General features: G+C 69.9%; 22 protein-coding genes, 1 tRNA gene and 1 pseudogene. 17 read left to right on the forward strand and 7 right to left on the reverse strand.

Going from position 1 to position 19,232, the window contains the following annotated elements; translation table 11 throughout:
* Window positions 1-13 precede the first annotated feature (13 nt).
* Both NT132_RS13790 and NT132_RS13795 read left to right on the forward strand, forming a co-directional pair.
* On the forward strand, window positions 14-1,225 hold the full coding sequence (locus tag NT132_RS13790) for an ATP-binding protein (RefSeq protein ID WP_297790025.1): 1,212 nt from the start codon (window positions 14-16) through the stop codon (window positions 1,223-1,225).
* Window positions 1,222-1,905: a response regulator transcription factor gene (locus NT132_RS13795; protein ID WP_297790027.1), complete on the forward strand. Its 684-nt coding sequence runs from the start codon at window positions 1,222-1,224 to the stop codon at window positions 1,903-1,905. The genes NT132_RS13790 and NT132_RS13795 overlap by 4 nt, the downstream gene beginning before the upstream one ends.
* A gap of 72 nt (window positions 1,906-1,977) precedes the next feature.
* Here NT132_RS13795 and NT132_RS13800 read toward each other — a convergent pair whose 3' ends face one another.
* Window positions 1,978-2,481 carry a DNA modification methylase gene (locus NT132_RS13800; RefSeq protein ID WP_297790028.1) on the reverse strand — a complete coding sequence of 168 codons (504 nt, stop codon included), beginning with the start codon at window positions 2,479-2,481 and terminating at the stop codon, window positions 1,978-1,980.
* Window positions 2,482-2,623: 142 nt separating this feature from the next.
* On the opposite strand from NT132_RS13800, the gene NT132_RS13805 reads away from it, so the two are divergent.
* Window positions 2,624-3,106, forward strand: a complete 483-nt coding sequence (locus NT132_RS13805; protein ID WP_297790030.1) for a CarD family transcriptional regulator — start codon at window positions 2,624-2,626, stop codon at window positions 3,104-3,106.
* 13 nt (window positions 3,107-3,119) lie between these two features.
* Window positions 3,120-4,325: a 2-C-methyl-D-erythritol 4-phosphate cytidylyltransferase gene (gene ispD / locus NT132_RS13810; protein ID WP_297790032.1), complete on the forward strand. Its 1,206-nt coding sequence runs from the start codon at window positions 3,120-3,122 to the stop codon at window positions 4,323-4,325.
* A gap of 79 nt (window positions 4,326-4,404) precedes the next feature.
* Here the strand turns inward: ispD and NT132_RS13815 are convergent, their stop codons facing one another.
* Entirely contained in the window at window positions 4,405-4,866 is a 462-nt protein-coding gene (locus tag NT132_RS13815) for a GNAT family N-acetyltransferase (protein ID WP_297790034.1), read from the reverse strand.
* Between the two features lies 1 nt (window position 4,867).
* Window positions 4,868-5,791: an EamA family transporter gene (locus NT132_RS13820; RefSeq protein ID WP_297790036.1), complete on the reverse strand. Its 924-nt coding sequence runs from the start codon at window positions 5,789-5,791 to the stop codon at window positions 4,868-4,870.
* Between the two features lie 62 nt (window positions 5,792-5,853).
* Here NT132_RS13820 and cysS point away from each other — a divergent pair, with 62 nt between their 5' ends.
* The 3 genes from cysS to NT132_RS13835 are packed head-to-tail and all read left to right on the forward strand — an operon-like array spanning window position 5,854 to window position 8,925.
* Entirely contained in the window at window positions 5,854-7,272 is a 1,419-nt protein-coding gene (gene cysS / locus NT132_RS13825) for a cysteine--tRNA ligase (protein WP_297790038.1), read from the forward strand.
* The gene (rlmB, locus tag NT132_RS13830) at window positions 7,262-8,260 is read left to right on the forward strand and encodes a 23S rRNA (guanosine(2251)-2'-O)-methyltransferase RlmB (RefSeq protein ID WP_297790040.1); all 999 of its coding nucleotides are present in this window, start codon (window positions 7,262-7,264) and stop codon (window positions 8,258-8,260) included. Before cysS ends, rlmB begins: the two co-directional genes overlap by 11 nt.
* Window positions 8,261-8,283: 23 nt before the next feature.
* Entirely contained in the window at window positions 8,284-8,925 is a 642-nt protein-coding gene (locus NT132_RS13835; RefSeq protein WP_297790042.1) for an NAD(P)-dependent oxidoreductase, read from the forward strand.
* Between the two features lie 276 nt (window positions 8,926-9,201).
* Here NT132_RS13835 and NT132_RS13840 read toward each other — a convergent pair whose 3' ends face one another.
* Both NT132_RS13840 and ugpC read right to left on the reverse strand, forming a co-directional pair.
* The gene (locus tag NT132_RS13840) at window positions 9,202-10,509 is read right to left on the reverse strand and encodes a DUF4032 domain-containing protein (RefSeq protein WP_297790044.1); all 1,308 of its coding nucleotides are present in this window, start codon (window positions 10,507-10,509) and stop codon (window positions 9,202-9,204) included.
* Window positions 10,510-10,579: 70 nt separating this feature from the next.
* Window positions 10,580-11,683, reverse strand: coding sequence for a sn-glycerol-3-phosphate ABC transporter ATP-binding protein UgpC (gene ugpC, locus NT132_RS13845; RefSeq protein WP_297790046.1), 1,104 nt, complete (start codon window positions 11,681-11,683; stop codon window positions 10,580-10,582).
* A 209-nt stretch (window positions 11,684-11,892) separates the two neighbouring features.
* Between ugpC and NT132_RS13850 the strand changes: the two genes are divergently transcribed.
* From NT132_RS13850 to NT132_RS13870, 5 genes are all read left to right on the forward strand, one after another.
* Window positions 11,893-12,816 (forward strand): thioredoxin domain-containing protein, encoded by a 924-nt coding sequence (locus NT132_RS13850; RefSeq protein WP_297790048.1) that lies wholly within the window; start codon window positions 11,893-11,895, stop codon window positions 12,814-12,816.
* 29 nt (window positions 12,817-12,845) lie between these two features.
* Window positions 12,846-12,918 (forward strand) — tRNA-Thr (locus tag NT132_RS13855).
* Window positions 12,919-13,106: 188 nt separating this feature from the next.
* The gene (locus tag NT132_RS13860) at window positions 13,107-13,355 is read left to right on the forward strand and encodes a hypothetical protein (RefSeq protein ID WP_297790049.1); all 249 of its coding nucleotides are present in this window, start codon (window positions 13,107-13,109) and stop codon (window positions 13,353-13,355) included.
* Between the two features lie 163 nt (window positions 13,356-13,518).
* Window positions 13,519-13,827, forward strand: a complete 309-nt coding sequence (locus NT132_RS13865) for a hypothetical protein (RefSeq protein WP_297790051.1) — start codon at window positions 13,519-13,521, stop codon at window positions 13,825-13,827.
* Window positions 13,828-14,004: 177 nt separating this feature from the next.
* Window positions 14,005-14,970: a DMT family transporter gene (locus NT132_RS13870; protein WP_297790053.1), complete on the forward strand. Its 966-nt coding sequence runs from the start codon at window positions 14,005-14,007 to the stop codon at window positions 14,968-14,970.
* A 12-nt stretch (window positions 14,971-14,982) separates the two neighbouring features.
* On the opposite strand, the gene NT132_RS13875 is transcribed toward NT132_RS13870, so the two are convergent.
* Together NT132_RS13875 and msrB are read right to left on the reverse strand one after the other, a co-directional pair.
* Complete coding sequence (locus tag NT132_RS13875; RefSeq protein ID WP_297790055.1) at window positions 14,983-15,528, reverse strand: nitroreductase family protein; 546 nt, start codon at window positions 15,526-15,528, stop codon at window positions 14,983-14,985.
* Window positions 15,525-15,932, reverse strand: coding sequence for a peptide-methionine (R)-S-oxide reductase MsrB (gene msrB, locus NT132_RS13880; RefSeq protein ID WP_297790057.1), 408 nt, complete (start codon window positions 15,930-15,932; stop codon window positions 15,525-15,527). Before msrB ends, NT132_RS13875 begins: the two co-directional genes overlap by 4 nt.
* Window positions 15,933-16,011: 79 nt before the next feature.
* Here msrB and NT132_RS13885 point away from each other — a divergent pair, with 79 nt between their 5' ends.
* From NT132_RS13885 to groEL, 5 genes and pseudogenes are all read left to right on the forward strand, one after another.
* Window positions 16,012-17,019, forward strand: a complete 1,008-nt coding sequence (locus NT132_RS13885; RefSeq protein WP_297790059.1) for a DUF2332 domain-containing protein — start codon at window positions 16,012-16,014, stop codon at window positions 17,017-17,019.
* A gap of 9 nt (window positions 17,020-17,028) precedes the next feature.
* Window positions 17,029-17,274 (forward strand): DUF3263 domain-containing protein, encoded by a 246-nt coding sequence (locus NT132_RS13890; RefSeq protein ID WP_297790061.1) that lies wholly within the window; start codon window positions 17,029-17,031, stop codon window positions 17,272-17,274.
* Window positions 17,275-17,309: 35 nt separating this feature from the next.
* The gene (locus NT132_RS13895) at window positions 17,310-17,870 is read left to right on the forward strand and encodes a LytR C-terminal domain-containing protein (protein WP_297790063.1); all 561 of its coding nucleotides are present in this window, start codon (window positions 17,310-17,312) and stop codon (window positions 17,868-17,870) included.
* Between the two features lie 135 nt (window positions 17,871-18,005).
* Window positions 18,006-18,206 (forward strand): cold-shock protein, encoded by a 201-nt coding sequence (locus tag NT132_RS13900; RefSeq protein ID WP_297790065.1) that lies wholly within the window; start codon window positions 18,006-18,008, stop codon window positions 18,204-18,206.
* A 272-nt stretch (window positions 18,207-18,478) separates the two neighbouring features.
* A pseudogene (gene groEL, locus NT132_RS13905) lies at window positions 18,479-19,232 on the forward strand (chaperonin GroEL); the annotation flags it as partial.

The following is a 19,232-nucleotide window of genomic DNA, read 5'->3' on the forward strand; positions in this document are numbered from 1 at the left end:
CTACGCTGAGGGCATGGACCCGACGCAGCTTGCGCTGCTCGCACTCCTGGTGGGTGTCGTCATCGGAGGCGGCGTCGCCGCCCTCATCGTCGTCTCGGTGCGCACGAGGGACCGGATGCGGGCGCAGACCTCGACGGCGTTGCCGGAGGGCGTGGCCGATGTACTGCGCGCCATGGATGACGCGGCCATCGTCGTCGACATGTCCACGACGATCCGTGCCGCCTCCGCCGCCGCATCCGGGTTCGGGTTGCAGGTGGGGGAGATCCTCGGGGAGGAGCGGCTGCGCGAGCTCGTCCGCACGGTGCGCACCGGCGGCTCGGTCGCCGACCTGCTGACGCTGCGGCGGGTGGGTGCGCCGGCGGAGCAGCGGCAGGTGTCCGCGCGGGCGGCGGTCATCTCGCCCCGACTCACCCTCGTGATCTTGCGGGACATCACCGAACGCGAACGCGTGGAGCAGATGCGGCGCGACTTCGTGGCCAACACGAGCCATGAACTGAAGACGCCGGTGGGGGCTATCACCCTGCTGGCGGAGGCGATCGAGTCCGCCGCGGACGACCCGGCGCAGGTGCGGGCGTTCGCCGTTCGCATGAGCGCGGAGGCGGCGCGGCTCGCCGGGCTCACCTCGCGCGTCATGAATCTGTCACGCCTGCAGTCGGCGGACGAATCCACGCAGGTGCGGGAGGTGCCGATCGACGAGGTCATCACCTCGGTCATCGAGGCGCACGCGCTGCCCGCGAACGCCGCTGGCGTCACCCTCGTCCGAGGCGGGACGCGGGGGCTGTTCGTCCTCGGTGACCCGCAGATCCTCAGCGAGGCCCTCGGGAACCTCGTCGCCAACGCGATCGCGTACTCCCCGGCAGGGTCCCATGTCGGCATCGGCGTGAAGCAGATCCACAACGCGGTCGAGATCGCCGTCACCGATCGCGGCATCGGCATCTCGGAGGAGGAGCAGCAGCGGGTGTTCGAGCGCTTCTACCGTTCCGACCAGGCCCGGTCGCGCCGCACCGGCGGCACCGGCCTCGGGCTGTCGATCGTCAAGCACGCGGTGCAGCGGCACGGCGGCGAGGTGCGGGTATGGTCGCGCCCCGGCCGCGGTTCCACGTTCACGATCCAGTTGCCGCTGATCGACGAGCCGCAGGCCTTCCGGGCGCCCGCTAAGGCGCGCAAGAAGAAATCCAAGAAGTCGGTCCCCGCCGACGCCCGAGACAACGGAGCCACCGCATGACCCGCGTACTGATCGTGGAGGACGAACCCGACCTCGCCGACCCGCTGGCGTACCTGCTGCGACGGGAGGGTTTCGAGGTCGAGACGGCCGAAGATGGCAGTGCCGCACTCGCTGCCTTCCACGACCGCGGCGCCGACATCGTGCTGCTGGATCTCATGCTCCCCGGCATCCCCGGCACCGAGGTGTGCCGGCAGCTGCGCGCCGAGTCGTCGGTGCCAATCATCATGCTCACCGCCAAGGACAGCGAGGTGGACATCGTCGTCGGGCTCGAACTCGGCGCCGACGATTACGTCACCAAGCCCTACTCGGCACGAGAGCTGCTGGCACGGATGCGGGCGGTGCTGCGCCGCTACGCCCAGCTGGACGCGGACCTCGACGAGCGGGTGCTGAGTGCCGGCCGCGTCACCCTCGACATCGACCGGCACACGGTCGCGGTCGACGGGCGTGAGATCGCCATGCCGCTGAAGGAGTTCGAACTGCTCGAGGTCCTGATGCGCAACGCCGGACGGGTCCTCACCCGCGGGCAGCTGATCGACCGGGTGTGGGGGACCGACTACTTCGGCGACACCAAGACGCTGGATGTGCACATCAAACGCATCCGGTCCCGCATCGAGCGCACCCCCGGCGAGCCGGAGATGCTCGTCACCGTGCGCGGGCTGGGCTACCGCTTCGAGTCCTGAGGACCTGAGGCGAACGCGAAGAAGGGCGGCACCCGATCGGGGTGCCGCCCTTCCGCATGACGTGTCCGAGGCTCAGGGAGCGAGCTCCGTAAGATAGTCCAGCGTGCCGTCGAGCACGGGGATCTCGACGAGGGCGCCCTCGCCGTCGCCGGACTGGAAGTAGACCGGCACCGTCGCGCCGGGCGCGGTGTCCAGGCCCTGGATGAGCACCGGGTTCGCGCCGACGAGGTTCTCGACGCCCTCGATGTCGCTGACGCCGAGGCTCTTCGTGGTGCCGGCGGAGACGCGCACCGTCTTCTTCACCGCATCCGCGCCCTCACCGATCTCGAGGTTCAGGACGTGATCCTCGTCTGTGCCGTTGACGATCGCGGCAACGAGGTTGCCCTCGCTGCCGTCCTCATTCGCGACGATGAGCGCGTTGCGGATCTGCAGCGGGCCGCTGTCCTTCGGCACGTTCATGCCGTCCGACGGCTGGTACTGCACGGTGGTGCTCTGGGGGGCGATCAGGCCGCAGCCGGTCGTCCCGAGGACGACAGCGGCGCCCACGGCCAGAGACGCGATCAAACGCGATTTCACAGTACCTCCCACGGTGCAGACGGGTTCTTCCGTCATTCTATGTGGTCGGCGCGACCAGCGACGGACGCCGGCCGGATGCGGGCGCATACCTTAGCGCAGAACCCCTGTGGTATTCTGGTAGCTGCCGAAAGGACATAACTCCATGCTTTTTGAGGTTGGCGAAACGGTCGTTTACCCGCACCACGGTGCGGCGAAGATCATCGAGGTCAAGGAACGCGTCATCAAGGGCGAGACCAAGAAGTACTTGAAGCTCAACGTCACCCAGGGCGATCTGATCATCGAGGTACCGGCGGAGAACGTCGATCTCGTGGGTGTGCGCGATGTCATCGGTAAGGACGGCCTGGAAAAGGTCTTCGAGGTGCTGCGCGCACCGTTCACCGAAGAGCCCACCAACTGGTCTCGCCGTTACAAGGCGAACCTGGAGAAGCTCGCGTCGGGTGACGTCATCAAGGTGAGCGAGGTCGTGCGCGACCTGTGGCGCCGTGACCAGGACCGCGGCCTGTCCGCGGGGGAGAAGCGGATGCTGGCGAAGGCCAAGCAGATCCTCATCTCCGAGCTGGCACTCGCCGAGAAGACCGACGAGGAGAAGGCCAGCGTCCTTCTCGAAGAGGTCCTCGCCAGCTGAGGCCGGCGCGCGCGTGAACGTCGCCCCCGTGCCGCGGATCGCGGTCATCGTGGTCGCGGCGGGTTCCGGCACCCGTTTGGGTGCCGGTTCCCCCAAGGCCTTCGTCGGCATCGACGAGCACACGGTGCTCCGTCATGCCCTCCGGTCGGTGTTCGCGGGACCCGCGGCGCAGGTGATCGTCGTCGCGCCCGCGGGCTATGAGGGCGACGCACTCACCGATGTGCTCGCGGCGGCAGGCGACCGGCGGGAACTCGCGCGCGTGGTCACCGGCGGTGCGACGCGTCAGCAGTCGGTCGCCGCGGGCCTCGACGCCGTGTGGCCCGACGTCGAGTCCGTGCTCGTGCACGACGCGGCGCGGGCACTCACCCCGCCAGAGGTGTTCACCCGGGTCGTCGAGGCGTTGAGCGAGCGGGTGCCCGCCGCGATCCCGGTGCTGCCGGTCGTCGACACGATCAAGCGCGTCGGCGAGGGCGAGATCCTCGGCGCCGTCGACCGGTCGGAGCTCGGTGCCGCACAGACCCCGCAGGGGTTCCGCCGCGATATCCTCGTGACCGCATACCGCGTGGCCGACGAGGAGTTCACCGACGATGCCGCGTTGGTCGCGGCCGCCGGGCACCGCATCGCTGCGGTAGAGGGGTCCGCGCTCGCGTTCAAGATCACGACGCCCGCCGACCTCGACCGCGCCCGCTCGCTCGTCACCCCCGACCCGGTGTCGACGGCGACTCTGCGTCCCGACACACACGACACGCTGCCGCGGGTCGGTGTCGGCACCGACGTGCACGCCTTCGGCGGTGAGGGCACGCTGTGGCTCGCCGGACTGGAATGGCCGGGGGAGCAGGCGCTCTCAGGTCACTCGGACGGGGATGCGGTCTCGCACGCGATTGTGGATGCGTTGCTGTCCGCCGCGGGTCTCGGCGACATCGGCACCCACTTCGGCACCGATCGCCCGGAGTACGCCGGCGCGCACGCCGAGGCGTTCCTCGCGCGCACCGTCGGTCTGCTCTCCGCGACGGGCTGGCGCATCGGCAACGTCTCGGTGCAGGTGCAAGCCCTCCGCCCCCGGTTCCGGGATCGGCGCACCGAGGCCGAGGCTGTGCTGTCCGCCGCACTCGGCGGCGCCCCGGTATCCGTCGCCGCCACGACGACCGACGGCCTGGGTTTCACCGGCCGCGGTGAGGGCGTCGCCGCGACCGCCGTCGCCCTCCTCGTCCGCGCCTGACCCCACCCCCCTTCCGCGAGTGGGCAGTCGTGGCCGCTATCCGGGCCGTGATGGCGGCCACGACTGCCCACTCGCGCGATCAGAGGGGGAGGGGGAGGGTGAAGTAGGCGGACAGCGGGTCGTCGGTGTACCCGCCGAACGGTCCGCACGGGATGAACCCCTCGCTCGCGTACAGCTGCCGCGCGGGCAGGAAGGATGCGGCGCTGCCGGTCTCGAGCCACAGGCTCGTCATGCCCTGCGCGGCCGCGGCAGCCATGATGTGCCGGAGCAGGGCACGGCCGACCCCAGTGCCGCGTGCCGCATCCGTCACCCGCATCGACTTGATCTCCCCGCTCGTGTCGGAGAGCCGCTGCAACGCGCCGATGCCCGCCAGCCGGTCGTCGTGCCACGCCGACCAGACGGTGATGGCGTCATCCGACAGTGCGGCGAGCCCGAGGGCATGCACGCTCTCCGGCGGCGAGCCCGCGTGCATGTCCGCGAGGTGCGCGCCGACGAGCGCCTGCACCTGCGGATCGGTCAGATCGTCGACGCGAATCTCCATGTCACCCCTCCACCACGAACGGCCGCGGGTCGCGGGGCGGGCGTGCACCCCACGCCAGCAGCAGCAGACCCCCGCCGAGGACGATGAGCCCGACCACCGCCAGTGGCGACAGCAGCTCGCCGAGCACGACGATGCCGAGCAAGCTCGCGGTGAGCGGCTCGGCGAGTGTCAGGGTCGCGGCGGTCGCCGCGCTCAGCCGCTCCAGCCCCCATGTGAACGCCGTGTAGGCCACTGCGATGGTGGCAAGGCCGAGCCACAGCACCATGATCGTGCCGGACGGCTCGAGCACCCACGTCACGTCAGCGAAGGGCAGTAGCAGCGCCGAGCACACCGCCGCGCCGAGCCCCATGGCCCCCGCGACCGTGAAGGGATCCCACCCCGCATCCATCAGCCGGCGCTGCGCGTTCGCGAACACGGCGAACGCGGCGCCCGCCCCGATCGATCCGAGCATGCCCACCGGGTCGGCGCCGGTCGACCCGGCATCACCCCCGAAGGCAAGGAACGCGACGCCGGCCGTGGCGAGCGCCGTCGCCCCCAACCACGTCGCCCGCGGCACCCTCCGGGTCAGCACCCACTCGATGAGTCCCGCGAGCACCGGGGCCGACCCGAGGGCGATGACGGTGCCCACGGCGACGCCGTTCCGCGCCGTGCCGAGGAAGAAGAGCGGCTGATACGCCGCCAGGCAGACGCCCGTCAGGGCCATGAGCAGCACGGCGCGGTGGTTGAGCGACGGGTTCCGGCGACCGGATGCGGTCCGTCGCCGCCGCGCAAGGCTGAACCCCAGCGCCGCGAGCGCGGTGCCCCCGACGACCAGGCGCATCGCGCCGACGCCGAGCGGAGTGGTGTCGGCCGGCCCGAGCGCCTGCGACGTGCCTGTCGTCCCGAACAGCACGGCGGCCGCGATCACGGCGAGGAGGGGCAGCATCCTTCCGTTCTACCGTCTTCTTGTGTCGGCTCCGTGACAGGGGGCGCCGGTAGGCTGGCACGGTGACGGTTCGGCTCTATGACACCCAGGCGCAGGCGCTGCGCGCGTTCGCGCCTCGCGACGCCGGAAACGTCACGATGTACGTCTGCGGGCCGACCGTGCAATCGGGTCCCCACATCGGTCACCTGCGCGGGGCGCTGAGCTTCGACATCCTCCGCCGCTGGCTGGAGCACCGCTTCGGTCGGGTGACGTTCGTGCGCAATGTCACCGACATCGACGACAAGGTGCTGCAGAACGCCGGACCCGAGGAGTCGTGGTGGGCGCTCGCTTACCGGATGGAGCAGGAGTTCGCGTCCGCGTACGCCGCCATCGGCATCCGGACCCCCACCTACGAGCCTCGCGCCACCGGGTCGATCCCGGAGATGATCGCGTTCATCGAACGTCTCATCGAGACCGGGCACGCGTACCGCGCACCGGACGGCTCGGGCGACGTGTACTTCGACGTACGGTCCTGGCCCGCGTACGGTGCGCTGACGCACCAGGAGCTCGACGCCATGGAGCCGGCGGCCGACGCCGACCCGCGCGGCAAGCGTGACCCGCACGACTTCGCGCTGTGGAAGGGCGCCAAGCCCACCGAGCCCGCGGATGCCACCTGGAGCGCACCGTGGGGTGCGGGGCGCCCCGGCTGGCACATCGAGTGCTCCGCCATGAGCCGCCGCTACCTCGGCCCCGAATTCGACATCCACGGCGGCGGCCTCGACCTGCGCTTCCCGCACCACGAGAACGAGCTCGCCCAGTCCACCGCGGCCGGTGACCCGTTCGCGCGCTATTGGGTGCACAACGGCCTGGTCACCGCCGGCGGGCAGAAGATGTCGAAGTCACTCGGGAACTTTCTGCTCGCCGCCGACGTGCTCGCCACCCGCGACCCGCTCGTGGTCCGGTACGCGCTCGCCGCCGCCCACTACCGGTCGAACCTCGATGTGTCCGACAGGGCGTTCGACGAGGCGGATGCGGCGCTGGAGCGGATCCGTACCTTCCTCGAGCGCGCCGTGCGCACTCTCCGTGACGACACCGCCGACGTGACCGTGAGCGCCTCGGTGCCGGAGCGGTTCGCGAGCGCCATGGACGACGACCTCGGTGTGCCGCAGGCGCTCGCCGTCATTCACGAAACCGTGCGCGAGGGCAACTCCGCCCTCGACGCAGGCGACCGGGCCGGCGTGCAGCGCGCGTTCGCCGACGTCGCCACCATGACCGGGCTGCTGGGCCTGGATCCCCTCGACCCGCGGTGGTCCACCGGGACCGCCGCTCCTGAAGCGGTCGCCCTCGACGCCCTGGTCCAGACCATGATCGCGCAGCGTGCCGATGCGCGGGCTGCCAAGGACTGGACCGCAGCCGACCGCGTCAGGGACGCGATCGCCGCCGCAGGAATCACTCTGGAGGACACTCCGGACGGAACTCATTGGAGTATCAATGGCAGGTAAGCCAGGGCGCCCCGGCGCCAGTAAAGGCAAGAAGGGCCCCACCAAGGGCACGGGCGGCAAGAACAAGCGTTCGCTGGAAGGACGCGGTCCGACACCCAAGGCGGAGGACCGCGCCTGGCACCCCGCCGGCAAGCGGAAGGCGGCGCAGGAACGCTTCACCGCCGCGGGCGGCAGGACCGCACCCGGTCCGAAGCCGCTGAACGCGGGCAACCGCGCCCCGCGCGGCAAGGCCGCGGATGACACCGAGACCGTCACCGGTCGCAACTCGGTGCTCGAGGCGCTGCGGGCGAAGATCCCCGCCACCGCGTTCTACATCGCGCAGCGCGTGGAGATGGACGACCGCGTCAAGGAAATGCTCGCTCTCGCCACGCACCGCGGCATCCCGGTGCTCGAGGTCACCCGGCCGGAGCTCGACCGCATGGCCGGGTTCGACGGTGTCCACCAGGGCGTCGCCCTGAAGGTGCCGCCCTACGAGTACGCCCACCCGCAGGATCTGCTCGAGGACGTCATGGGTCGCGGTGAGACGCCGCTGTTCGTGGCCCTCGACGGCATCACTGACCCGCGCAACCTCGGTGCGATCATCCGCTCCACCGCGGCCTTCGGTGGCCACGCCGTGATCCTGCCGCAGCGGCGCAGTGCCAGCGTCAACTCCGCCGCCTGGAAGACCAGCGCGGGGGCTGCCGCCCGCATCCCCGTCGCCCTCGCCTCGAACCTCACCAGCATGCTGAAAGAGTTCAAGAAGCAGGGCGTGTTCGTGCTCGGCCTCGACGGTGGCGGTGACGTATCGCTCCCGGCGATCGAGCTCGCCGCCCGCCCGGTCGTCATCGTCGTGGGTTCCGAGGGCAAGGGGCTGTCGCGCCTGGTCACCGAGACCTGCGACCAGGTCGTCTCCATCCCCATCTCCGCGTCCACCGAGTCGCTGAACGCGGGCATCGCCGCATCCGTCGCCCTCTACCAGGTGTCCACTCTCCGCGCCGCGCGGGAGTGACACTCTTCACCGAAAGGAACGCCATGGCTGTCATCGCTGTCCTCGGCGGAACCGGCTATGCCGGCCGCCACATCGTTCAGGAAGCCGTCGACCGGGGACACACCGTCTTGTCGGTGGCTCGCAAGATGGCCGCAGAGCGGGTCGAGGGTGCCACCTACCTCGAAGCGTCGCTGCTCGACGTGCCGTCGCTGGTCACCCAGCTCGAGGGCGTCGACGTGGTCGTGTCGGCGGTCGCGCCGCGCGGCGACATGCTGGGCTTCGTGCGCCCGGCGATCGCCGAACTGAACTCGGTACTGCCGGGGAACGTGCGCATCGGCGTGATCGGCGGTGCGGGCGGAAGCCTCGTCGCCGAGGGCGGTCCCCGGCTAGTCGACACCGAGGGGTTCACCGAGGAGTACAAGCCGGAGTCGCTCGAGGCCTACGGCATCCTGGAGGACCTGCAGGCCGATCAGTCGGGTCGTGACTGGTTCTACATCCACCCGGCCGGCGGCTTCGGTGTGTGGGCTCCCGGCGAGCGCACCGGCTCCTACCGTGACGGCGGCGACGTGCTCGTCGTCGACGAGGCGGGGGAGTCGTACATTTCCGGCGCCGATCTCGCGGTCGCCGTGGTCGACGAGATCGAGAACTCCGCGCACAGCCGCCGCCGGTTCACCGTCGGCTACTGAGCGTTCCGCGAAGGCGGATGCTGCGGCTCGGATGAGTCGCCGCATCCGCCTTCGTCGTTCGCGCTAGTCATTCGCGCAGGTTCCCCTGTCGCCACGTGCGCGTGCGGGTCGCAGGAGGCGACAGGTGAGCGTGGGCGTGGGCGGTTCCCCTGTCGCTAGATGCGCGTGCGGGTCGCAGGAGGTGACAGGTGAGCGTGGGGCGCGGCGGTCGCGACGCGCGAGAGAGGGACGTGCGAAAGAAGCGGGGGTGGATGCGGCGAGGGTCGCGGACCGCGCTCAGACCAGGTCGCGCCAGTCGACGTCCTCGTCCTCGTCGTCGGCGGGTGCGACACCGTCACGGATGACAGGGATCGACACGGTCTCGGTGACCGGACCCATCACGGTGGCCTCGTCGCGGCGGTGGCGCAGCACGTCGTCGATGTAGCTCGTCAGCACCTCGGCGAGCGGCACCGAGCGGCCCCGTGCCTGCGACATGTACCAGCGGTGCTCCAGCACCTGGTGGAACACCTCCGCCGGCTCCAGCTTGCTGCGCAGCTCGAACGGGATCGCCTTCACGACCGGTTCGAACACGCGGGTGAGCCACTCGTGCGCCACCATCTCCTCGTCGGCACCGAGCCGAGAGATCCGGGCCCGGAACTCGTCCAGGTCGTTCAGCAGCCGGCGGGCCTGGTTCTCCTCCACGTCGAGCCCAGTCAGGCGCAGCAGGCGGCGCTGGTGGTGCCCCGCATCCACGACCTTCGGCTGGATGGAGACGGTCGCACCGTCCGGGGTGGTCTGGATCGACAGTTCGTCGATGTCGAAACCGAGGGCGTTCAGGCGCTGGACGCGTTCGGTGATGCGCCACGTCTCGTCGACCGAGAACGTTTCCTGGTCGGTCAGGGCACCCCACAGCGAGTGGTAGGACGAGACGATGCCGTCGGCGATGGCGACCGCGTCGATGCCGCCCTCGAGCCGGCCGCCCGCGGCGAGGTCCATGATCTCGCCCGCGATGTTGGTGTGGGCGACGTCGAGGTCGTGCAGCCGCTGCCCGCGGGTGAGACCCCGCTCGTGCAGCTCGCCCGTCTCCGCATCCACGAGGTACGCGGCGAAGGAGCCCGCGTCCCGGCGGAACAGGGTGTTCGACAGCGACACGTCGCCCCAGAAGAAGCCCACGTTGTGCAGGCGCACGAGGAGCACCGCGAGCGCATCCACGAGTCGGGCGGCGGTGTTCGGCCGCAGCACCTGGGTGAACAGCGCCCGGTAGGGGAGCGAGAACTTCAGGTGCGCGGTCACGAGGGCGGCCGGGAGCGGGTTGCCGTCCGCATCCTTCCGTCCGGCGATGACCGCGACCCGTTCGACGCAGGGCACGTCGAGCCGGGCGAGGTTTCCGAGCATGTCGTACTCGCGGCGGGCCATCTCCGCGGTCGTCTCCTTCACCGCGATGACCTTGCCGGAGAGACTGGAGAAGCGCACCAGGTGGCGCGACAGCCCCTTGGGCAGCGACACGATCGCTGTGCTCGGCCATTCACCCAGCGGCACATTCCACGGCAGGCTCAGCAACCCGGGGTCGACGCTGGTAGCGGTGATGGAGAGCGATTCGGTCATGGTGCTCCGGATGCAGACGCGGCGCGGGGGTTCGATGAACCCGCCGCGCCGCGTCGTTGTCGAGAAGGGATCAGGCGGAGGCGATCGCCTTGTCGGTGAGTCGCTCGCCCGACTCGAGGTCGAACACGTGCATGTGACCGGGGATCGGCGCCAGCGTGATCATCTCGCCCGCGTTCGGGTGGCGGCGGCCATCGACGCGCGCCACGATGTCGGTGCGCTTGCCGTCGAGGTCGGTGTGGCCGTAGAGGTAGCCGTCCGCGCCGAGTTCCTCGACGAGGTCCACGACGACCTGCAGGCCCTTGCCGTCGGCCGGGGCGACCTGGATGTCCTCGGGGCGCACACCGATGGTGACCTCGGAACCGCTCGCCTTGCCGATGGTGTCGGCCTCGACCGGGACGATCGTGTCGCCGAAGCGCACGCCGCCCTCAGCGAGACCCGCCGGGAAAAGGTTCATGGCGGGGGAGCCGATGAAGCCGGCGACGAACACGTTGCTCGGACGCTCGTACAGGTCGCGGGGCGTGCCGACCTGCTGCAGGACGCCGTCCTTCAGGACCGCGATCCGGTCGCCCATGGTGAGCGCCTCGGTCTGGTCGTGGGTGACGTAGACGGTGGTGACGCCCAGGCGACGCTGCAGCGACGCGATCTGCGTGCGCGTCTGCACGCGCAGCTTGGCATCGAGGTTCGACAGCGGCTCGTCCATGAGGAACACCTGCGGCTGACGCACGATGGCGCGGCCCATGGCGACGCGCTGACGCTGACCGCCGGAGAGTGCCTTGGGCTTGCGGGTCAGGTACTGCTCGAGGTCGAGGAGCTTGGCGGCTTCGAGGACGCGCTGCGCGCGCTCTTCCTTGCCGACGCCGGCGATCTTCAGGGCGAAGCCCATGTTCTCGGCGACGGTCATGTGCGGGTACAGCGCGTAGTTCTGGAACACCATCGCGATGTCGCGGTCCTTCGGGGGGATGTCGGTGACATCGCGGTCGCCGATCAGGATGCGGCCCTCGTTGACCTCTTCGAGACCGGCGAGCATGCGCAGCGAGGTCGACTTGCCACAACCGGACGGGCCGACGAGGACGAGGAACTCCCCGTCACCGACCTCGAGGTTGAGCTTGTCGACCGCCGGGCGGGTTCCACCGGGGTACAGACGGGTTGCGTTGTCAAACGTGACGGACGCCATTTTTTTCTCCTTCACCGGCAGGTACGTGCCGGACGATCCGTAGTGAATGGAATATGCGGGGGCTTGTCCCGCGCGCACATCGTTGGGCGCATCGTCAAGTATGGCACGTCCGTCTGGGCATTTCCCAGGCTGGCTGACTAGCATCGTCAAGGCTGCTTCACCCGGGTGGCCCGCCGGTGTGACCGGCTTTTCGCTGTCCCAGAGGTCCCATGTCCAACGACGACTCATCGAACGTCCCCGCTCCGCGCGACCGGCGGGAGGCCGTCCGTGAGAAGGCTCAGCAGGTGCAGGCAAAGCATGCCCGCCTCCGCACCTTCCGCCTGGTCGGCCTGTCGGCGCTCGCCGTCGTCGTCGTCGCCGCGGTGATCACCGGTGTCGTCGTTGCGGTGAACTCCTCCGCATCCACCACCGTGGCTGCGCCTCAGAACGTCACCTCGGACGGCGGCATCCCGATCACCTCCGTCGCCGGCGTCGCCGACACGACCGCCTCGCTCAGCGACCCCACGGCCGCGCCGACCGAGCCGACGCCCACCGCGAGCCCGACCTCGGCGTCGACCGTCGACATCCGCATCTACGTCGACTATCTCGCCTCCGGGGCGCAGGAGTTCGAGGTCGCGAATGCGCCGCAGTTGTCGAAGTGGTTCACCGCCGGTTCGGCCACGGTGACCTACTACCCGGTGGCGATGCTCACCGCGAAGTCGAACGGCACGAAGTACTCGCTGCGCGCCGCCAGCGCCGCCGCGTGCGTCGCGACCTACTCGCCGGAGAGCGTCTACGCCTTCTCGCACGAGTTGCTGGTTCAGCAGCCCGACATGGACTCGGCCGGCATGGCCGACGCCGACCTCGCCGCACTCGCGATCGCGAAGGGCGCCTCGTCGCCGAAGGCGGTGCGCTCCTGCATCGAGGATGAGGACTACATCTCCTGGGCGAAGACGGCCACGGATGCGGCCCTTGCCGGCATCCCGGACACCGATGATCTGACGCTCACCGGTACGCCGCTCGTGCTCGTCAACGGCGAGGTCTACCAGGGCTCGCTCGATGACCCCAAGGAATTCGCGCAGTTCGTGCTCACCACCGCGAGCGCCTCGTACTACAAGGGCACGCCGACCCCCACGCCCAGCGCCACGGAGTGAGCGCGGTCGCTGACTAGACTGGTGGCTCCGCCGGCTTGGCGCAATTGGTAGCGCACCTGTCTTGTAAACAGGGGGTTGCAGGTTCAAGTCCTGTAGCCGGCACGGGAAACACGCGGATCGCGGCCTCGAACGCTCTGGAGATCATCGATGGGAAGGCGCAGAGCCGCGGCGAGCTCCGCGAGATCGACGCGGACACCATGGAACAGCTGCGCACGGTCCGCCCACGGCCACGAGCTGCTCAGCGTCAGGCGCGCAGGATGACACGGCCGGCGCCCGGGCGGTCCTCCGGGATGACGCTGATCGCCTTCTACGTGCTGACGCTCGCGACGCTCTGCCTCCTCATTCCCGTGACCGCAGGCCTCATCCTTGCCCAAGGGAAGCCGTGGACCGGCACAAGCCTCGCCGCGGCGAGCATCGGACTGCTCGCCACCGCACTCCTCAGCCACGGCAAGCACGACCCGTCGTTCTGGGCCGGTGCCGTCCTTGGTATCGTCGGGCTCGGCATCGCAGCGATCCAGATACTCACCGGCTGGGCGTGACCTCGCCTACCCCGCGTACCTTCACCGCATGCCCCTCCACCCCGCCGTGCAGCTGAGCGCCGAACTCAGCACGACCAGGTGAACGAGCACAGATGAAGAGCTCTATGAGGAGCTCCTGGCATCGGTTGAAGGAACGGCTGGTGCCGATCACCAGCAGGGGATCATGGCTGCTCGCGCAGCGCCGGCCTCGATGTGCGCGAGCTATCGGCGCATCGAGCGAGCGCAATGGCGGGTCGTGCAGCTCTACCAGTGGCTGATCTGGGCACTCGCGGTAGCGGCCGGCGGAGCAGTGGTCGTCACGATCGTGCTCGCGCTGACCGGTGCGCCCTGGCAGCAGGCGGCGTTGAGCGGAGCGACCGCGGCTGTCACGGGTGGCTTGATCGCCTTCCCGGTGCGGCAGCGTCAGGATGCGCGGCGCGAGCACGCCGCTGCCCTGCGGGCACTCAAGGCGAACGGCTGCAGTAGCTCCTGACGCCGAGCAGGGCCAGGCGGCGCAGTCTGCCTGGTCCTCTTCGCGCGCGAGCACAGGAGAAATCCCGGCGACAGGAGGAATCCCGCCGCATCCTCCTGTTCTCGGGATTTCTCCTGTGATCGGGTGATGCCCGGGGAGGTGTGCGGGCACCTTCGCGCCGCCGCCTAAGCTCGACGGGTGCCGACCACACCTCGCCCCCGCCCCGGCCACGGCCGGCTGCCCGCGGGCGTCGCCCTCGCCGGAGCGGTGCTGGTGGGCGTCCTCACCACCATCCAGGCGCAGATGAACGGCGCGCTCAGCGCCGGCATCGGTGACGGCGCGATCGCCTCGGTGATCTCGTTCGGTTCCGGCTTCCTCATCTTGCTCGTGCTCTCCCTGCTCACCCGCAACGGCCGGGCGGGCCTCGTGCGTCTGGCCTCCGGCATCCGTGGCCGTCACGTGCCGTTCTGGATGCTGGTGGGAGGCTTCGCGGGAGCCTTCACCGTGGGCACGCAAACGCTCACGGTCGCCACGATCGGCGTCGCAACCTTCACCGTCGGCGTCGTCGCGGGGCAGACGATCAGCGGCATCGTGCTCGACCGCGTCGGGTACGGCCCGGGCGGTGTCGTCGGCATCACCGTCGCGCGGCTCACCGGGGGAGGGCTCGCCGTCGTCGCGGTCGTCATCGCGCTCCTCGGCGAGGGAGCGACCTCGGCGCCGTGGTGGATGTTCGCGCTGCCGTTCCTCGCTGGCGCCGGCATCGCCTGGCAGCAGGCGACGAACGGGCGGCTCCGCCACGCGGTCGACAGCCCGCTGACCGCGACGCTCGTGAACTTTGCCGGCGGCACCTTCGCGCTGCTGGTAGCCGCGGCGATCCGGGTGGCGTTCGCGGGGCCGCCGACCCGGTTCCCGACCGAGGCGTGGATGTACCTGGGCGGTGCCACCGGAGTCGTCTACATCTTCCTGTCCGCCGCGCTCGTGCGGCACACCGGGGTACTGCAGCTGGGACTCGGGTCAGTGCTGGGCCTGCTCGCCACGTCCGTCGTCATCGACGCCGTGTGGCCCGCCCCCGCGGGGGCACCGCTCGTCATCGCGCTCATCGCGGTGGCGGTGGCGCTCGTCGGTGTCACGATCGCCGTCGTGCCGCGCTGGCGTCGCCGCTGAGCGGTACCGGGGCTACTCGGCCGACGGCATTCCGGAGAGGAATTTTGCGCCGTCCACGCTGCGGCGGTGACCGGTTCGCTCGGTCGACGCAGGCTTGCCACCGACGTACAGCCAGCCCATCAGCCGTTCCCGCTTCTTCAGCCCGTGCGCCTTCTTGACCGCCTTGCTGCGGGTGTACCTCCCGGTGCGCCAGATGACGCCCCACCCGGCCTCGTCAAGCACCAGGCTCAGTGCGTGCGCAACGCCGGAGGCGACCGCCTCCTGCTCCCAGTCAGGAACCTTGTCGCTCTTGCGGATGCGGGCGACCACCGCGATCAACAGCGGAGCGCGCAGCGGCTTCGTGGATTCCCCGTCCTTCTTCTCCGCCGCATGGATGGCGCGCCCCAGCACCCGTCGGTCATCACCGCGCAGCTCGATGAGCCGCCACGGCTCCAGCGATGAGTGATCGGCGACCCGACCGGCGGCGGACACGAGTCGGACCAGCTCGGCGTGATCCGGTGCCTCATCGGTCACCTTGGACCACGAGCGGCGCCGCCGCATCGCGTCCAGCGCGCTCATTCGCCGTCTTCGGCGGAGAAGTTCAGCGACAGCGAGTTCATGCAGTACCGGTCACCGGTGGGCGTGCCGAACCCGTCGGGAAAGACGTGACCCAGGTGCGAGCCGCAGTTCGCGCACCGCACCTCGGTGCGCTGCATCCCGTGGCTGGAGTCATCGATGAGCTCCACGGCCTCGGGCCGCACGGACTCGTAGAAGCTCGGCCACCCGCAGTGCGAGTCGAACTTCGTGCCGCTCTGGAACAGCTCGGCGTTGCACGCCGCACAGGTGTAGACGCCGGCGCGGCTCTCGTCGAGCAGTTCGCCCGTCCACGGCCGCTCGGTGGCGGCTTCACGCAGGACCGCGTACTGCTCGGCGCCCAGCTCTTCGCGCCACTGCTCCTCGGACTTGTTCACGGCATAGCTCATGGGATGAATCCTCCTCAGGTCCTTCCATTCAACCCCCTCCGGTGCGGGACTGTTCCCACTGTTACCCGAGAATGGTGCCGTGGTCACCCCGGAAGATATCGACGCCGTCGTGGCGCGCTACGCCCGATTCGCCGCCGACGAGGCGCCCGGGCGCTCCGAGCTCTACGGCGCCTGGGCCACCGCGGTGGCGACGGATGCGGCCCTCGCCGCCGTGATCGCCGGCATCCCGGCCGCACACCGCCAGCCCCCGCTGGTGTTCGCCGTCATGCGTCTGCTCCGCGCTCCGGAGGTCCCCTCGGAACGGTGGCGTGACTGGCTGCTCGTGCACGCGGCGGAGCTCGCGGCGGAGTGCGCGAACCGCAGCATCCAGACGAACGAACCGCTGCGCTGCGCCGCGCTCCTGCCCGCGCTCGCCGAGTTCGACGGACCCCTCGCCCTCATCGAGATAGGAGCCAGCGCCGGACTCTGCCTCTACCCCGACCGCTACTCGTACCGCTACACGACCGACGACGGCGCCATCGTGCGGCTCGACCCACAGGACGGTCCGAGCGCGGTCGTGCTCGAGAGCCGATGGATCGGCGACGCACCGCCGCCCCGGCGCATGCCACAGATCGTCTGGCGTGCCGGCATCGACCTCGCCCCGCTCGACCCCGCCGCACCCGACACCCGTGCGTGGCTGACGGGCCTCGTCTGGCCGGGGGAGACCGGCAGGGCCGCGCGCATCCACGCCGCCCTCGACATCGCCGCATCCGACCCGCCTCTCCTGGTGGCGGGGGATGCGGCCTCCGACGCCGTGACGCGGCTGGCAGCGCTCGCACCGGCCGGGGCGACCGTCGTCGTCACGACACCGGGCGTGCTCGTCTACGTCCCGCGGGCCGAGCGCGCCCGCGCAATCGCGCAGGCCCGGGCGGCCGGGACATGGATCACGCTCGACGACCCGTCCACCCATGAGGCGTGGACGGATCCGCTGCCGCCGCGGCCGGACGGTGCGTTCGCGCTCGCCATCGACGGCAGGATGGTCGCCGCGGTCGACCCGCTCGGGCGGTTCGTGGAGTGGCGCGACGGCGGGAGGGCCGCGCCGCGTTAGCGTGGCAGCGTGCTCAGCGACCTCGACCGTTCCCTCCTCGACTTCGAGGCGCGGTGGCCGGGGCACACGAGTGCGAAGGAAGAGGCGGTGCGCGCCGAACTGGAGCTGGCACCCGCCCGCTACTACCAGCTGCTCGGCCGGCTGATCGAGCGAGAGGACGCCCTCGTCTACGATCCGCTGCTCACCGGGCGCCTCCGTCGGAGCCGCGACGAGCGCCGCCGCGAGCGCGACCGGCGGATGAGCGCCGCCTCCTGACGGCCCAGCGCCGCCGCGCCCGGTAGCATCGGGGGGTGCCGCGACAGACCTTCCCCCGCGACCGCTTCGACGACCTGCCCCGTGTCGCCGGACGGGTGGGTGCCCACCGCGCCGAGAACCCCCGCATGCGCGCGGGCGTCGTGCTGCTGTGGGCCATCGTCGCAACGATCGTCCTGATCGGTGTCGGCATCTTCGGCAGCCTCATCGCGTCGGGCCGGGTGACGCTGTTCCCCAGCCCGACGCCCACGGCGGAGCCGACGGCCGAGATCGTCCCGGTCGTCGACACCTCGTACACGGTGCTCATCCTCAACGCGACCGACGAGCAGGGCCTCGCGACGCAGATGAAGGACACCCTGCTGTCGAACGGTTGGGCAGAACAGAACGTCACCGCGGGCGGTGCCGGCGGCACGTTCGAGACCACCACGGTCTACTACGCCTCGGAGGACGCCTACCCGGCCGCGCTGGGGCTCGCTGAGATCGTCGGCGCCACCGAGGTGCAGTTCGATCCGGACTACCCGCTGCCCGGCACCGCCGCCACGCAGCTGACCGTGGTGCTCGGAACCGGGCAGCTCTCCACGCCCGCGCCGACCCCCTGACGACAGCCGCGTCCGGTCGCGTGTTTCCGCGGCGTAAACAGTTCGCGGCACGCGTGTCAACAGTTGCCGAAGGGGCGAATTCCGGTGATTTCGCGTGGATACGATGGCGACGTTCCACAGCATCAGGAGACTCGCATGGCCCAGGGCACCGTCAAATGGTTCAACGCTGAGAAGGGGTATGGGTTCATTACCTCCGGCGACGGACAGGATGTTTTCGTCCACTACTCGAACATCGACATGACCGGCTTCCGGGTGCTCGAAGAGGGCCAGGCCGTGGAGTTCACGGTCGGCTCCGGGCAGAAGGGCCCGCAGGCAGAAGCCGTGCGGGTCGTCTGACCCCCGCATCCACACCGCTCATCGCGCAACGGGTTCTGAGTTCCGGCAACGGGGCTCAGGACCCGTTTCTGCGTGGGGGAACGGATGCGGGCGATGACGGTGTGTGTCGGCGGGTGCTCGCGCGCTTGCACTCCCCAGGGTCGAGTGCCAGAATGAGTTAGCACTCAGCATCGTTGAGTGCTAAAGACCGGTTCAACGTCCGGGAGGGACGCACACACATGGCAAAGATCATCGCTTTCGACGAGGAGGCCCGTCGTGGCCTCGAGCGCGGCCTGAACCAGCTGGCTGACGCCGTCAAGGTGACCCTGGGCCCGCGCGGTCGCAACGTCGTGCTCGAGAAGAAGTGGGGAGCCCCCACGATCACGAACGACGGTGTGTCGATCGCCAAGGAGATCGAGCTCGACGACCCGTTCGAGAAGATCGGCGCTGAGCTGGTCAAGGAGGTCGCGAAGAAGACGGACGACGTCGCCGGAGACGGCACCACGACGGCCACCGTCCTCGCCCAGGCGCTCGTCAAGGAAGGCCTGCGCAACGTCGCGGCCGGCGCCGACCCCATCTCGCTCAAGAAGGGCATCGAGAAGGCTGTCGCAGCCGTCACCGCCGCCCTGCTCGCAGACGCCAAGGAGGTCGAGTCCAAGGAGCAGATCGCTGCCACCGCCTCCATCTCCGCCGCTGACCCCGCCATCGGCGCGCTGATCGCCGAGGCGATCGACAAGGTCGGCAAGGAGGGCGTGGTCACCGTCGAGGAGTCCAACACCTTCGGCACCGAGCTCGAGCTCACCGAGGGCATGCGCTTCGACAAGGGTTACATCAACCCCTACTTCGTCACCGACCCGGAGCGTCAGGAAGCGGTGTTCGAGGACCCGTACATCCTGATCGCGAACCAGAAGATCTCGAACATCAAGGATCTTCTGCCGATCGTCGACAAGGTGATTCAGGAGGGCAAGGAGCTCCTCATCATCGCCGAGGACGTCGAGGGCGAGGCGCTCGCGACCATGGTGCTGAACAAGATCCGCGGCATCTTCA

Origin of the sequence: Microbacterium sp. (genome assembly GCF_026393345.1) — a bacterium.
In the GTDB taxonomy this organism is placed as follows: domain Bacteria; phylum Actinomycetota; class Actinomycetes; order Actinomycetales; family Microbacteriaceae; genus Microbacterium.